Here is a 15,524-nt window from a genome sequence, read left to right as displayed (position 1 = left end):
GCTTTATATTCATGACTTTCTCAACTTTTGCTTCACGCGGGGATCCAGCAAGTCGCGCAGCCCGTCGCCCAGCAAATTCAGACTGAGTACAGACAAAACGAGCGTGGCCCCGGGGAATACGACCATCCACCATGCCTTATAAATAACTAGTTTGCTTGCTTGCAGAATGTTCCCCCAGCTGGCTTCAGGGGCAGGAATGCCCGCTCCGAGAAAGCTTAGCGCGGCCTCGGATATAATGGCTTCAGCAAATACGAATGTCGCCTGTACCAATAGAGGCGACATTACATTCGGCACGATGTGCTGCCATATGATGCGCGTTGCGCTTGCTCCCTGGACATGCATCGCCTCGATGTAGGTTTGCTCGCGTACCACCAGCGCGGCCGAGCGAACGACCCGGGCAATATTCGGCGTGAACACGATGGTTAGCGCCGTGATGACATTGATGGCGGATGCGCCGAGTGCTGCCATTAAGGCAATGGCGAGCAGGATTCCCGGAATCGCGATCAACCCGTCACAGATGCGCATAAGAATATGATCCAGCGTTTTATAATACGTCGCATAGACGCCGATCACGAGCCCCAATGCCGAGGACAGCAGCGCAACCGCCAGTCCTACGCTGATCGATACCCTGGCACCGTAGAGAAGCCTGGTTAACAAATCCCGGCCAAATTCGTCGGTACCCAGCCAATGCTCGGCCCCTGGCGGCGTTAAACGGTCTACAACTTTCATGTCGTACGGGCCGTAGGTTGTGAAGAGCGGTCCGATCAGCGCCAGAATTACCAATAAAACAAAGATGGTCGCTCCGATCAACAGCCCGTAGTTCGACCTCAATCGGCGATATCCTAGTGCACGCTGCTCTTTTTTCAGCTTTTTACTGACTTGAGCGACGTATTCTTTTTCCTGAACAGTTGCCATCCAATCACACCTCTTTTATTTGCGTTCCAAACGAACACGCGGATCAACCGCGCCATACAGCAAGTCGATAATCAAGTTGATGGTGACGTACATGAGTGTGACGACAAGCACCACGCCTTGGATCACTGCAAAATCTCTTCTGGCAATGGAATTTAAGATCAATTGACCCAATCCGGGAATATTGAATATCGCCTCCACAACCACGGCCCCTGTCACCAAAGTGCCGAATGTTTGTCCAATAACGGTCAGAATGGGCAGAAACGCGCTCCGAAACGCATGTTTGAACAGCACCTTCATTTCATGCAGGCCTTTGGATCTGGCTGTCTTGATGAAATTCAAATTCAGCACTTCCAGCATGGACGAACGGGTCATTCGCGTGATCAGGGCCGCCTGTATGGTCCCAAGCGAAATACCGGGAAGAATCAGATACTTTATATGTTCCCAGAGCCCGCTGCTCAGCGGTTCATATCCAGCGACCGGCAGCCACTGCAGCTTGACGCCAACAAACAGCATGAGGAACAATCCCAGCAAAAAACTGGGTAAGGCCATGCCCAGCAAGGACATCCCCATCAGCGTATAATCTGCGATGGACCCTCGCTTGTAAGCAGCGATAATCCCGAAGGGAATCGCCAGTATAATTGCGATAACCTGCGCCAGAATGGCTAACGATAGCGTTGGGGTGATATGCTCCGCGATGGCTTCGCTAACCGGCTGATTCATGAAGATCGAATCCCCCAGATCTCCCTTAAATACGTTGGCTACCCAGCTTGTATACTGTTCGAGTATCGGGCGATCTAAGCCCAGATCTTGATTCAGCTTCTGTATTTCCTCCTGCGACGCCTCCATGCCCAATATCGCCGCCGCCGGATCTCCTGGCGTAATGTGGATGATCAGAAAAATAGCGATGGTGACAACGGCCAGCACGGGAATCAGCGACAAAAGTCTTTTCGTAATATAAGCCAGCACTACAAATCCCTCATTTGTACATGGTCTATGAATCCAATTTCAAAAAAGGAAGGTGTTATCGAAGTTACTTCGGTAACTTGTAACACCCTCCATATATGCTTACTTCGCTACTTTGGCATTCCAGACCACCGGCGCTTCAAACAGCTCGAAGCCTTCAAGCTTCTTCGTTGTGGCGACGACGCCATTATAATGTCCGATCACGGTGGAGGAGGCAAATTCGTACAGGAAGCCCTGCAGTTTCTCCCATTCCTGCTTGGCGGCTTCCGGCGTGGCTGCCCCGCGAATATCGATCAGTGCCTGCTTGACCGTTTCATTGTCGAGTCCGGCCCAATCCGGATTGACGGCCAACAGCTGCGGCGGCGTAATCTGATAGCCCGTGCTCGCAACGAAAATGTCCCACTTGGAGCGGTCGTTCTTCGTTTCCAGGAACGTCGGGAAATCGAAGTTCTCCACTTTTACGTTCATGCCGATCTGACGAAGCTGCTCCTGAATGACCAATGTGGCCGTGTACATCTCGTTATAGTCTTTGGTCGTCAGCAGCGTGATTTCTTCGCCGTTATAACCGGCCTCTTGCAGCAGCTGCTTGGCCTTCTCCGGGTTCGACTGGTTGTAATACTCCGCTCCGGCTTCGGTCGACCATTGGACTTGGTTCGTATTCAGGTAACCCGGTGCCAAGGAGTATAAATCCGGCTTGGCAAAGCTCGCCAACATGATCTCCTCATTATTAAACGCGGCGAGAATGGCCTGGCGAATCTTCACGTCCTGTAACAATCCCTCGCTGGTATTGAAAAATGCCGTCAGTGCACCACCAGGGAACGAAAGCAAATTGATATTGTTGTCGGCAGCAAGCTCATCATAGCTTTCGATCGGAATGCTATCCGCCACATCGTACTGTCCGGTCTTCACGCCTGCAATCCGCGTGGAGTGGTCCGTGACGAAATGGAAGTACAGATTCTGGGTAGGAGCTTCTTTTCGCCCGTCAAATCCGCTCGGCTCCGTATCCGCCACCTGATAATAATCGTCGTTTCGCACCAAATGTATGTACTGATCCTGCTTCCATTCCTGGAATTTATAAGGACCCGTACCGATGTACTCCTTGATCCCGTCAGCCGGCGCTGATTCTACAATCTCTTTCGGCATGATGGAAGGGAACTGCGCTTGCGATGCAATAAGAATCAACACGTCCGACGTAGGCGCCTCTACGGTCAGCTTCACGGTATACGTATCGACGGCTTCGAATTTAGCATTCGTCAGCAGCACCTTCGCACGGGACGAAGTCACCAGCCAGCGGTTCATCGATGCTACAACATCCTCGGACGTCATCTCTTTCCCGTTGTGGAACTTCACGCCTTGGCGAAGGGCGAACGTATACGTTAATCCATCCTCGCTTCGTTCGACGGACTCTGCCAGAGCAGGTACAGGCTCATAGTTTGCGTTCAGTGTGTACAACTGCTCGAAGATGTTGCCTGCCGTATCCAGCGCAACCGCCGATACCGTCAAGGCCGTATCCAACGTGGGCGGCTGAGCCGTAAGCGCGATGTTCAGCTCGTCTTTGTACTCTTTCTGCTCGGTTTGCTTTTCACTTCCATTGTCTTCAGTTGCTCCCTCTGCAGCCTGATCGGAACCGCTGCCGCATGCCGCGATCAACAGCATCAGCACGATCGACGATAAGAGTAAACCTAACTTTCTGGCTTTCATTGTAATCCCCCCATGTAGTAGACATTTGCATATGAAATGTATGCATCATGCTCTGTCAAAACTCGTGAAACGAACGCACCCCTAAATTCTAAGTTATCTGGTAGGTTTAATAAGTTATGCACATACTAATGGATTCGGAATTTGCTGTCAATGCAATAATTGATCGTGCTAGAATTAATTTCCTGTTCACGAAAATTAATAGATTCAACATGCAAGGATTTCGTTCCTCTCCATGGCATCAACCTTCGCAGCCAGCCCTCCCGCTAAATATAAAAAAGCCCTGGTTCCGTCTTTCGAACCAAGGCTGCGTTTATTAAAGTGGCAGATCGCCTTGCAGAATCTTTTCCCTACGCCCTTTCATATACCACTGCCCCCACGGATGGAGTTTGTCGAATACTCCGCCGCAGGCATGGAACAGCTTGATATACCGACCCATTTCTCTCAGCTTCATGAAATACGGGATTTCTCGAAGCCATTTCTCCTCCAGATGATGCTCCAGACGGTATCCTTCCAGGAACGGGATCAGAAACCTGTCCAGGTCCGAATCGGCTCCTTCGGTTAAACCTGAGAAAAACGCGGCTACCGCAATGTCATCCACGAACCATGAATATCGGCTCGCATCAAAATCAATCAGACACAATGAATCCTCATGCACGAAAAAATTGCCGTAATGGAAATCCGCATGGATCAGTCCATAAGCGTTCTTAGCAATCGGAAGCTCTGATATATAATGGAGCAATGCCTGATAACCAAGGGTGATCTCCTTCTCGGATGGCGGTAAAGCAATACGCCGAACTTTTCCCGCCTCTTCCGACCAATCAGGACGTTTTGTGACGGGATCCAGATGGATGTAACCCTTGGTGATGCCGTGCATGCGCCCCATGAATTGGCCCATTCGCCTGTGTAAGCTCTCATCGGCATCGTTCTCCCCGACCGGACGCCCCTTGGCTTCCTCATAACAGACCGCCGTATAGTCATGATCCTCCATCCGAATCCGCTCCGCAAGATTTCCTGCCGCCGAGTAGTGCGGCCTCGCAACGCAAACGCCGTTACTCCCGAGAAACTCCACCCACTGCACCTCGCCTGCAATCTTTGCATACGGTTTATGGGACTCGTCGGTCAAGCGTACATACACGGTCTCCGCCCCCCTTCGATAAGAACAGACAAGGCTGTGTTCGGAAAAATGCGTCTGAAGTCGATCCCGCTCCAAGAGTCCGAACCTGCTTACAGCGGCGGCCATAAGTTCCCTTCTTCGTTCCATTTGCATCGCCTCCCTTCACCATCCGGTTGATCAAGCATTCAATGACCATTGATTTCTGCATATGGATAGCCGGCTCCTGCATTTAACTGCTACTACAAGAATATTTATCTTATTTCTCAGGCGATGTATAATTGTTATAACAGTTGAATAATATAATTAAGGAGGAAAACTTTATATGAGCAGGGTGAACGAAATGGAACGGAAAGTCACTAAGTTTGGCAACAGCCTGGGAATTACAATGACGGATGCCCTCAAACAGATTGGTTTAGAACTAGGCGATACAGTACAAATAGATGTTAATCAAACCGATGGTGAGATCATCATTAAAAAAGCTAACAAAGTCTCCCTACCTGACGGCATCAGCCCTGATTTCTTAGATACTTTGTCTGAGATCATGAGCGAATACGACCAGACCCTAAAAGGGTTAAAAGATCGATGAACCCTATACGTTATCTAACCTCCCAAGAGGTTATCGCCATTAACGTCGCTATGATACAGAAATATAGTGTCGGCGAGCATATCGGTGTAAAGAGCCCGCATTTGCTTGAGTCGGCTCTCCATCGGCCTAAATCGTCAGCTTTTGGAGAGGACGCCTATTTATCTATCTGGGAAAAGTCAGCTGCATTATTTGAATCACTGGGACAAAATCACCCATTTCAAAACGCCAATAAAAGAACCGCCTTCACGGCTCTTCTCCTGTTTTTACGCTATAACGGATATCGATTTATCATGGATCAAAAACAAGCAGAGAACTTCACGGTCGATATGGTTAATCACAAATTCACCTTTCAAGAACTTACGTCCCTTATTAAAGAATATTCCATTGAAATAACGTAATAAAAAGCGACCCCTGGCGATTCTCAAGCGGATCCTGCTTAATTATTTGCGAGCCTAAGGCTTTGTCCATATAAAAAGAGTGTGCAGTCTCGTAACCGCACACTCTTTATTTGATGATGTCCCCGCCTACGCTACAGTCCCAGCTTCTGCCCCCGCTCCAAGCGCTGGATCTGCTGCTCGCCCGTTACCGCCAGCTCACTGAACTGGTGGATCGTCTCACGCATCCGCGGGAGAGCCTCCTGCTTATATGTGCTGATGGAATCAAGCGCTGACAGCACATCCGTGAACGCTTGCTTCAAGGTATCGACGGAAATGCTCGTTTCCAGCGATTGCTTGTGAATCGCCGCGCCCTGATCCTTCAGCATTTTGGAAGTGGCGCTGATCAGGTTGTTCGTGGTTTCGTTCAGCAGCTCGATTTTCTTCAGGACAATCTTCTGGTTGTACAGGGCACTAGCCACCGTGACCGAGATTTTCAGCGCCGTTACCGTTACGTTTCTCGCCCGATCCACGCCGCGAATTAATTCTTTGTTGTTCCGGATGACCACTTCAATAGCCATGATCCCCTGCTGGTTCACGACCAGCATCTGCTGCAGGTCCATCACGCGCTGGCGCAGCGGAAACAGCACCTCTTCAGTAATAAACCGGATTTTATCCTCCGACTCCTGCCGTATTTTAGCCGCCTCGACCTGGGATTCGATCTCTGCGTCCATGAGCATGCCCAGCTGAATTTCCTTTTGCAGCTTTTTGGTGAGCTCGCGGAGGGTTTGCTGTTCAATCTCCAGCGTGGTGTTGTCATTCTTTAATACGGTTTTTCCTTTATCAAGAGAAATGATGATGTCCGAAATGACGGCATCCGCCTTTTGAAACTTGGCAAAATATCGGCGCAGCGGGTTAAATACCATGCCCAGGAGCCCGCTTTTCGCAAAATCCACAACGCTCGGATCCAGATCCTTCAGCTGCAGCTGCAGCTCCGTTAACCCTTTAGCCACTTGACCGCCTTCATCCCCGGTTTTCGATAATCTCCCCACCTGAACCTGCAGGAGCGCATTCTTCTCCGAGGAGGATCTCATCGTGCTGATGCCAAAGCTTTCAATGGATTGCAGCACCTGTCTTCGCTTCTCGAGCGATTCAATATCCAGCTCCATGATGGCCTGCACATTGTTAGCCGCCAGCTCCTTCAGCTGCGTGACTTCTTCCGGCTCAGGCTTCACCTGCTCCTCAATCGCCGTCTTGATCTCCTCGGGACTTATGACTTCCATCGTAAATGACAATATAACCCCTCCTCCAAGTTTCTTGTTAACTCTTATATCGCTTGTATTGATGCTACATCTGCACATTCAGCAGCTGGCTGATTTTGTATACGACATCATCGGTATCGGCGTTGATGCTGGCGGCTTCATTGATGCTGGAGATACTTTGAAGCGCCTGGATGTTCGCATTATAGCCAATCGTGTACACCGGGATTTTGTAGGCTTGGATCAGTTCCCGAATATCGTCAAGGGAGTGGCCAACGTTCGTCTCTCCGTCACTCAGCACAAAAATCAGAGGTTTCACGTCCGGATTCGCCGCCATCTCGTCCTGAAGCATCTTCATCGCCACCGCAATGCCGTCAAAGGTGGCGGTATTCCCGCTGGCTTCAAGACTGTTGATCGCCCCGACAAACATCGATTGCTGATTCAAGTCATATTTGCCGATCGGCAGATTAATCGTGACATCCGTGGAGTACGATACAAAGCCGATGCTGTTGTCCCGGCCCAAATATTTCTGTCCCGTCAACAGCGATTCCTTGAGGCGGTTTAACGGCTCACCGTCCATGCTCCCCGACACATCCGCCACAAACACGGCCGCAACCGGCTTGTTGCCGTCCTTCTTCTCCTTCCACAGCTTCTGGGCGGACGGCAGCAGGCTGCTGTCAACAACTTCAAGCTCGGATTGGTAATCATTCAGACCATTGAACCCTTTTTTGTCGGCCATCTTCTGGTATTTGTCCTGCTCGACAAACGCCGCGAATTTCTTAATGATCTCCAGCTTCTCCTGCGGCAATTTCCCGAGCGCATACAAAGGACTGTCATGCCTTACGCCAAACGGGGTAAAGACATAACCGCTCTTCATATCCGCCGCGTTGACATAGGTCTGATACTCCAGAACAAAGGCATCCAGCATACCGGACTTCGCCGCATCGCGCATCTGGATCGTGGTCGAAGCCGTGAAAGGGACGTTCGCCTGGAATTTTTCGAAACCCTGTACCGCTTTTTCACTAAGCAGATCCGAGCTGTCAAACGTTTCAAGGGCCGTGATCAGAAAGTTAAGACCCGTCGAGCTGGCAAAAGGATCCGTATACCCCATCGCCAACTCATTATTCGATATCGCATCCGTCAGCGTCTTGACGTTCAAGGAGCCGTACTTCTCCACCAGCTCGTCGTATTTGGCCTTTCGGGTGACAACGCCGGTCACGTTCCCCGTGAGACGCTTGGATACTAGCTCGGCTTTGACGCCATATTCCTTAACCATCTCCCCCCACAGCTCATTGGAAGGGGTAAAAGCGTCCGGCACGTACTTCCCGGATGTTATGTAATCGGTTGCGGTTCCCGAAGCAATATTGCGGATCTTCACGGATACCGGCTGTCCGTTCACCACCGGCTTGGAGTTGTTGAACTCCGTTGCCACTTCATTCAGCCATCCGTCAATGCCCGGCCCTGCTTTCTCGGGAGAAGAAAATATTTCGACGTATAAGTCCGTTGTATTCTCAACCGAGATCGGGAATTTGGATATATCGGGCAGGGAGTCTGCTACGGCCACCGGGTCCAGATCGACTTGACCTTTTATCGGGTCCGCCGTCGTAACCATAATGTCCTTGTAGATTTTGTTGATTTTCTTAGCCGCGCCTTCCGAATCGACCTCGGCTTCGCTCTTGCCCAGGTTCGAGGTTAACGCGATCCCCGCGTACACCAGAACAAACACGACCACTGCAATGGCCACTAATACAACAAAGGCACTACCCTTGCTTCGCATAATCATCTCCCTCTCTTATTGCTTATATAGTTTGGTTTGTTTGATTAACATATCGATTTCCTTCATGCAGGGCATCTCCTCCACATCCCGGTAATCGGTGCTGCCAAGCAAGGAAATCTCCAGCAGCAGTTTATCGAGCTTGAGCATGATCTCCTCATTCGCCTCCAAATAACCGGTTACGTAAGCCAGATACTCTTGGTACAGAGCTGTTTTTTTCTGCGCCACCTTGCCGGATAGCTGGGAGGCTTTGGGCTGATCGGCCATGCGGGTGAAATCAGATGCGGCGAAGACGCCCAGCTTGTTCAGAATCCCCCGGATATTGAGATAGAATAGCTTCTCCACCTCATCGATGACCGCCATGAATTTCTTGTAACTGAGCTCCGTTTGTTCAAAACGCTGACCCAGGACATTCAGCAGCGCATTTCTCTTTTTCTCGATTCGTTCCAATTGGTCCAGGGCAAGAGCGATATCATTCTTCAGCACTTTCACGTTACGATAATGGTGAAGCGCGTCTATGTAATCCTCACGGGTCTGAATCGTTTGGATCGCCTTCGCAGCCGGAGGCTTGAATAACAAGACATAACTGCCATAAAAGAGTGCAAGAACACTGACAACCCATACGGTGATGACCAATGCCGACTGGAAGGCGCTGTCGCCGCCGATTTGGAATCCAAGCAGCCCGGGCGAGACCAGGACAATATTCACGATCGCGATAACCGCCATAAGCAGGAGCAGCTTCACGGATTTCGAGCCATTCAAGAATTAACACCTCCCCTACTCCTATAGAGCGATGACTGATTCGACCTATAACCGCCTTTTGAAACATCCGTAAAACATAGATACATAAGGATATAACACATACTACGTCTCAAATCGAAGTTAGATGCATTTTCCTCGCGCGATAGGCCTGCCGATTTTACAATCCACTCCAACTTTTGTATCCAGAACCTCACCTGGTCAAGATGACGTTCACACTTTCGTCGTGTGCCTTGAACGCCAGGTGCAGACGCAGAGAGTTGCTGGAAGAACAGGAGGCCGAGCTGAGGCAAGCTAGATCAGGGTAACTATAACAAAATCACATAAATAATCCAATGGTTCTGCTACAAAAGACGCAAAAAAAGTCCTTCAGGGATTGCCTGAAAGACTTCTGCTATTAATAGATGGGCAACTATCGAGCAGGCTTTAAGCTTTGCCTCGCGGCAGCTTATCCGCATACCGAGTCCGCAGTTCACCTAAATAATCCAGCTTGCGCAGCACCTTCTCCTTATTCAGCATGCCGATGCTCAGAATGAGCTGCTCGATCAGCAATAGCGGCGTCACCATGGAATGAAACTCGCCCATATCCCCCCGACTGACATAAAACGAGATTCGCGCCGGTGTTCCATAACGAAAGTCCTCCCGGTCAGTGATCATGATCGCCGCATTCTGCACGCGGCTTACGCAGTCCAGAATGACCTCCGTTTCCGGGAGCATCCGGGTGAAGCTGAAGATCAGCACGACATCCTCGCTTTCCAGGTGTGCCAGCGATTCCAGCAGTTCATGGCCGCTCCCGGCCATGATCCGCACCGACATGCCGAACCGGGATAAGCGGTACGATAACAGCTCGCCCAGCGACAGGGATGGACCTGGTGCATAGATATAGACGCGTCTTGCCGAAGCCATCAGCCCGGCTGCTTCCTCCAGCTCATCGGGATGGATCCTCTCTATCGTATCTTGCAGATGATGCTTCGCCTGCTCCAGCATTTTCACCGGCAAGCTGGACGCGTCCAGCCGGGATATCGTCTTTTCCAGTTTCACCGCAGGCGTCGAATCCGAGGACTCCCGCAGCTTGAGCTTAAACGCCTTGGCATTGTCGTAACCGACGGCACGCCAAAACCGGGATACGGTCGCGATGCTGGTGCCAAGCCGATCGGCGATTTCCTGCTCGGTCATGAACAGCATCTCCTCGGGATAACGTTCGATAAAATCGGCAATTTTGAGCTGACTCGGCGAAAATCCGGATTTATCGGGAAACCAATTTTTCAATGCTGCTGCACTCCTTCTACGATCAGTCTTCTTCGTTCGGTATGAGTACATCATACGCCGTGATTGTTATGTAAATTTTATTTCATGGTAACATCTATGTAAAAAATATTACAATGCGTTGACATAGTACTCCGTTCATTTTAATAATCGCCTCCTATACTGATAACAAATCCATTTCCAAGGAGGCTTCTTTTTAATGGCAAGCAATTCACGGGTCTATACCCTAACGTCTTCGCAGAAAATGATGATTTTTGTGTTGTCCATGTCGCTGTACGGCCTATCCAACATGTTCACTGAGCTCATCCCCGCGTTCCGCCTGGGTCCGATCGAGCTTTCCGTCGAATACTTCGCGTTCATCCCCTTGACGCTCTGCATGCTGTTCCATCCTTTTTACGCGGCTGTGGGGGCTGCGCTCGGCGAGGTCATCTTCGGCGAACTCATGCTCGGACAATTCGGCGGTCTCGGTGAGCTGGAGAAGTTCCTTACCTTCTCCTTCGCCATGTACGTCGCCGGCCGTATGGTCAAAAACCCCCTCAATCGCGCTCAGGTAGGCATCGCCGCCATGTCGGGCGTCATCATCCATCAGCTGTGCAGCTCTCTGGTAGACATCGGCAAGGTCTGGATCGGCGTCGAGGAATTCGAAGCCGTGCCCGGGCTTGCACAAAGCGTGGTGCTTGTCGAAGGCATCGGTTTCCTGAACGATGTGCTGTTCTCCGGCATTCTCTTCGCTCTTCTGCCTACATTATATCTGGTTCCAAGGTTGTATGGAAAAATCGAGCCACTGCTCGGCATTAAACCCCGCCAGAAGCTTACGAAATACGAAGCCGCCGGCATCATCTCGCCCAAGCTGATCCTGGCTGGAATCGCTTTGGCGCTGGTTGCCTTCGGAGCGGAATCCCTTTCGGAAACGGACTGGAACTTCGGCGAGTGGGACAGCGGATTTGCAGACCGGTTCGGCATCGGCGCAATCTGGATTAGCATCGGTGCAGCCGCCATCGTTGCCATTGCGGTTCTGACGTTCATGCGGGCCAGAAGAAACCGCGGACTTCAAGAAGAGAAAATGTCGGAGAACCCGCCTTATGTCTAAACCGTTCGTTCATGACAAGCCGGCAATCCGAATCGCAGGCGTCACCTTCGTCTATCCCGGTTCGGAGCAGCCCGTGCTAAATGAGGCGTCCCTGCATATTCGCCGCGGCAGCTTTACGGCGATCATCGGAGGAAACGGCTGCGGCAAATCCACGCTCTGCAAGCTGTTCAACGGATTGATTCCCCACTATTATTCAGGCGACTTCACAGGAACCGTTGAAATCTGCGGGGTTTCCGCCGAGAACCGGACAGTCTCCGAGCTGTCGCGGATGGTGGGGTATGTCTATCAGGATTTTGATAACCAGCTTGTCCGTCCGACGGTCATGGATGAAGCCAACTTCGCTCCGCTCAATTACGGACTCCCGGACTACCGGGCCCTGGGCGCGAGGGCACTCGATATGTGCGGATTAACCCATCTGAAGGAACGCTATATCTGGGAGCTGAGCGGCGGGCAGAAGCATCTGCTCGCCTTGGCGGGAGCCCTCTCGCTGGAACCGGATATTCTCGTGGTGGATGAGCCGGTATCCCAGCTCGATCCCCAGCACGCCAGGCAGGTGTATGATGTGCTGCGCCAATTGAATCAGGTTCATGGAAAAACCATTATCGTGATTGAGCATCATACGGAGTTTATTGCCGACTACTGCGAGGAAGTGTGCCTGATGGAGCAGGGGAAAGTACTGTGGCAGCGCCCGGTCATCGAAGCGCTGAACAGCCTTCAAGATCTGGAGCGGCTGGGCATCCAGCCTCCCCAGGTGACCAAAGCAGCGGTACAGTTGTCTGCGATTCTGCTGAATGGAGGCATGGCCCCCGACAGTCCGCAGGATGGACACTCGATAACGGTCGGCTCCGGCTCTCATTCTATGGGATTGTCCGGATATCGGCTGAAGCAGCCTTACCCTATTACGGCTGAGGAAGCAGAAGTCTATTTTGGAGAGCTTCTGCACAGGCACACGGATACCCCGTTGCTGCTTGATCATACACCAACCGGCGCGAGAGCTGACGATGCTTCACCGGCTGATACAACCGTGAAGAACCCGGATTCCGACCAGCACAGTCCTCGACAGGAGCATGAAACAGAACGGCAAATGGAGCATAGCACGCTCGTACATTTTAACCGATCCGTACTGCGCTACCGAACGATTCATAAAGCAGAGCAAGAAGTGCTCCGGGGCATTGATCTTCGCCTGTATGAAGGGGAGCGCATCGCGCTTGTAGGCAACAACGGCGCGGGCAAATCATCTCTTCTGAAGCTGATTGCCGGCATCGCCAAGCCTTCCGGCGGCTCCGTCTCGATTATGGGTAGGAATACCAAGGATTTATCGATGGAACAAATATCCGCTAACGTGGCTTACGTCTTCCAGAATCCCGAGGATATGTTCATTGAAGATAATGTATATAAAGAAGTGGCCTATGGCTTAAAGAGCCGCCGCCACCCGGAGGCTGAGGACAGGGTTCATCGCATGCTGACCCATTTCCGGCTTGAGCCTCTCAAGGAACGGGACGCCCGTCTCCTCAGCGGAGGCCAGCAGCGCCGCGTATCCCTAGCCATAGGAGCCGCCATGATGCCCCGGCTGATTCTGCTCGATGAGCCAACGGCCAATCTGGACATGTCCACTCGCGAGGAGCTGCTGAATACGCTGCAAGAGCTGGAGGGCCATGTCCGCACCGTTATCATCGCTACCCATGATATGCAGCTGGTTCACGAATGGGCGACAAGAGTCATCGTGTTAAATCAAGGCGTCGTGGCCGGCGACGGCACCGTCTCCGAGATCTTCGCCGATTCGGAGCTTATTTCCCGGGCCGGGCTTGCACCGACCCAAATGATGGATTTATCGACAAGGCTGGGCGTCATGCCCCCAACCAGCTCGCCGGCCGAGTTTGCGCAGTATATGTACCGCATTCTGAGTGGAAAGGAGCTTCACCACCATGCAGTTAGTCCGCAACTGGTTTAACAAGATTACGATTGAACGGATTCAACTCGAGTTGATGAATACCGCCTACGGAAGCGGCCATGCCTCCCTTTCCCGGTTGGACCCTCGATGCATGCTGATCTGGTACCTGTTCTTCGCTATCGCACCCTGGTTCATCTCCAGCATCAACGTGCTGGCTGGATTGTTTCTGATGATGGTGGTTACCACCGTTCTGTCGCGGGTAACGCCGTTTATTATTGTTGTGCTATGCCTGGGCTTGATCGGCCAGGTCGGCTGGCTGTTTATTGTGTCCCTCTTTTTCGGTGGGGACATCAGTTCCGCGCTGCCACTGCTGAAGCTGACCTTAAAGCTGTCGGTTGTATCGCTTGCGAGCATTACGGTCTTCTCCGGCATGGATCCCGAGAAAATCAGCGACGGCCTGCTTGCGCTCGGCATGCCTGCCGCCTTCTCGTTCAGCTTGTCATACGGTTATCGGATACTCCCCGTATTATTCGAAGAATTCCGCAATGTAATGCTCTCTTACCGATTGCGGGGAAAAGCGCCGGAACGCCCGGGTTTTCTCTACTGGCGGCTCGCAGCCTATTATATAAAGCTGCTGGTGCTATCCTTCTTCCCCTTGATGCTGGCAACTGCTAAACGTTCCCGCACGACGGTAGAAGCGCTGGAGACCCGCGGGTTCTCCTACGGCATGAAGAATCCGGCCGCCAAGAAGCTGAAGCTGTCCCACCTGACCCTGTCCGCGAGGGATGTGCTGTTCCTGTTCGGGACGGCAGCATATACCGCATTATTGTTCTGGATCGGCTGACCTTACCACTGACTTATACAAGGAGTGTTCGAATATGAAAGTTGATCTTCATACCCATGCCAAATTGTCCAAAGCGTCCGATTTCTCAAAAGTTTATTATGAAGAGATGATTCGGGAGGCGCTGGACAACGGCCTTGATGCGCTCGCTCTGACCGAGCATTTCAATACGCGCCATTTTGAAGAAGTGTACCAGCAGCTTGACCGGATGTTTCCCTACAATGGCGAATACTATGATGCAGGCGGATTGAAAATCTTTCCGGGCATGGAAGTGGATGTCCGGGAAACCGGCCACATTCTGCTGATTGGCCGGAAGGAGTATGTTCTGGAGACCCGCCGCCAGCTGGATGGATACACAGAGAAGGGCTCCTTCATTCCCTTTGATGACCTGATGGACTTAGCCGAAGCCTTCCCGCTGCTCAAGATCGGTGCCCATCCGTTCCGGGAGAGCACACCGCTCCACCATCTCACCCGCAGCCAGTTGAGCCGCCTGGACGCCTTTGATCTCAATGCCAAGGATATGTACCAATACGGCAGCGAAGCCAATCAAGATCAGGTTCAACGGTTCGCTGCCGACCTCGGAAAACCTGTTACGGCGGGAAGCGATACGCATCAATGCCTCCAATTCGGAAGCGTCTATAACGAGCTGCATATGCCTTGCGAGTCCGCCGACGAGCTTAAAAGTGCCATTATGCAAGGCGCTTACCAGCTTCATGTCTCGGACAGCCTGCCCATTAAGGTCAAAGCCTCCGTCATGCTGAAAAAGCTCATGAAGGAGATCATCCGCCTCCAATCCCCCTCTGCCGTCATCTAGGTAAAGTATGAAACTGCTCCAAAGTTAGGGTAGGAAATCCGACCATATCGACGAAAAAGGAGCCTGGTCATGTATCCATGTCCAGGCTCCTTGCGTTTCCGAGAGATTGCTATATTGCGACTCGATCCCATGTCATTCCCGCCCGAACCGGCCCTCTAACCCCATTCCAGCGTTGCG

Annotated in this window: 14 protein-coding genes; 6 read left to right on the top strand and 8 right to left on the bottom strand. The window is 51.7% G+C overall.

The window, feature by feature from the left end:
- Positions 1 to 9: 9 nt before the first annotated feature.
- The 4 genes from MKX98_RS02085 to MKX98_RS02070 all read right to left on the bottom strand — a co-directional run bounded on the left by MKX98_RS02085 (position 10) and on the right by MKX98_RS02070 (position 4,840).
- Positions 10 to 915: an ABC transporter permease gene (locus tag MKX98_RS02085; RefSeq protein WP_339221150.1), complete on the bottom strand. Its 906-nt coding sequence runs from the start codon at positions 913 to 915 to the stop codon at positions 10 to 12.
- A gap of 15 nt (positions 916 to 930) precedes the next feature.
- A complete protein-coding gene (locus MKX98_RS02080) occupies positions 931 to 1,881 on the bottom strand; it encodes an ABC transporter permease (RefSeq protein WP_220686841.1) in 951 nt (316 codons plus the stop codon).
- Between the two features lie 99 nt (positions 1,882 to 1,980).
- Positions 1,981 to 3,579: an ABC transporter substrate-binding protein gene (locus MKX98_RS02075; RefSeq protein ID WP_339221148.1), complete on the bottom strand. Its 1,599-nt coding sequence runs from the start codon at positions 3,577 to 3,579 to the stop codon at positions 1,981 to 1,983.
- Positions 3,580 to 3,892: 313 nt separating this feature from the next.
- A complete protein-coding gene (locus tag MKX98_RS02070) occupies positions 3,893 to 4,840 on the bottom strand; it encodes a phosphotransferase (protein WP_339221146.1) in 948 nt (315 codons plus the stop codon).
- A gap of 175 nt (positions 4,841 to 5,015) precedes the next feature.
- On the opposite strand from MKX98_RS02070, the gene MKX98_RS02065 reads away from it, so the two are divergent.
- Positions 5,016 to 5,279: an AbrB family transcriptional regulator gene (locus MKX98_RS02065; protein ID WP_098741518.1), complete on the top strand. Its 264-nt coding sequence runs from the start codon at positions 5,016 to 5,018 to the stop codon at positions 5,277 to 5,279.
- Entirely contained in the window at positions 5,276 to 5,677 is a 402-nt protein-coding gene (locus MKX98_RS02060; RefSeq protein ID WP_339221143.1) for a type II toxin-antitoxin system death-on-curing family toxin, read from the top strand. The genes MKX98_RS02065 and MKX98_RS02060 overlap by 4 nt, the downstream gene beginning before the upstream one ends.
- Positions 5,678 to 5,808: 131 nt before the next feature.
- Here the strand turns inward: MKX98_RS02060 and MKX98_RS02055 are convergent, their stop codons facing one another.
- The 4 genes from MKX98_RS02055 to MKX98_RS02040 all read right to left on the bottom strand — a co-directional run bounded on the left by MKX98_RS02055 (position 5,809) and on the right by MKX98_RS02040 (position 10,714).
- A complete protein-coding gene (locus tag MKX98_RS02055; protein WP_194540536.1) occupies positions 5,809 to 6,948 on the bottom strand; it encodes a toxic anion resistance protein in 1,140 nt (379 codons plus the stop codon).
- A gap of 52 nt (positions 6,949 to 7,000) precedes the next feature.
- Positions 7,001 to 8,689, bottom strand: coding sequence for a VWA domain-containing protein (locus MKX98_RS02050; RefSeq protein WP_339221141.1), 1,689 nt, complete (start codon positions 8,687 to 8,689; stop codon positions 7,001 to 7,003).
- A 15-nt stretch (positions 8,690 to 8,704) separates the two neighbouring features.
- Positions 8,705 to 9,448, bottom strand: coding sequence for a hypothetical protein (locus MKX98_RS02045; protein WP_194540534.1), 744 nt, complete (start codon positions 9,446 to 9,448; stop codon positions 8,705 to 8,707).
- A gap of 423 nt (positions 9,449 to 9,871) precedes the next feature.
- Positions 9,872 to 10,714, bottom strand: a complete 843-nt coding sequence (locus MKX98_RS02040; RefSeq protein ID WP_220686848.1) for a MurR/RpiR family transcriptional regulator — start codon at positions 10,712 to 10,714, stop codon at positions 9,872 to 9,874.
- Positions 10,715 to 10,910: 196 nt separating this feature from the next.
- On the opposite strand from MKX98_RS02040, the gene MKX98_RS02035 reads away from it, so the two are divergent.
- From MKX98_RS02035 to MKX98_RS02020, 4 genes are read left to right on the top strand one after another with little or no spacing between them, the layout of a single operon-like run.
- On the top strand, positions 10,911 to 11,801 hold the full coding sequence (locus MKX98_RS02035; protein ID WP_220686849.1) for a cell division protein FtsQ: 891 nt from the start codon (positions 10,911 to 10,913) through the stop codon (positions 11,799 to 11,801).
- Positions 11,794 to 13,752 carry an ABC transporter ATP-binding protein gene (locus MKX98_RS02030; RefSeq protein WP_339221136.1) on the top strand — a complete coding sequence of 653 codons (1,959 nt, stop codon included), beginning with the start codon at positions 11,794 to 11,796 and terminating at the stop codon, positions 13,750 to 13,752. The genes MKX98_RS02035 and MKX98_RS02030 overlap by 8 nt, the downstream gene beginning before the upstream one ends.
- Positions 13,727 to 14,536: an energy-coupling factor transporter transmembrane component T gene (locus MKX98_RS02025; protein WP_339221134.1), complete on the top strand. Its 810-nt coding sequence runs from the start codon at positions 13,727 to 13,729 to the stop codon at positions 14,534 to 14,536. The genes MKX98_RS02030 and MKX98_RS02025 overlap by 26 nt, the downstream gene beginning before the upstream one ends.
- 34 nt (positions 14,537 to 14,570) lie before the next feature.
- Positions 14,571 to 15,347, top strand: a complete 777-nt coding sequence (locus tag MKX98_RS02020) for a PHP domain-containing protein (protein ID WP_339221132.1) — start codon at positions 14,571 to 14,573, stop codon at positions 15,345 to 15,347.
- The last annotated feature ends 177 nt before the right edge of the window (positions 15,348 to 15,524 follow it).

The organism is Paenibacillus sp. FSL W7-1332 (assembly GCF_037969785.1).
Classification (GTDB): Bacteria; Bacillota; Bacilli; order Paenibacillales; family Paenibacillaceae; genus Paenibacillus_AQ.
Note: the sequence above shows the minus strand (reverse complement) of the source record. Positions and strands in the feature narration are given on the sequence as shown.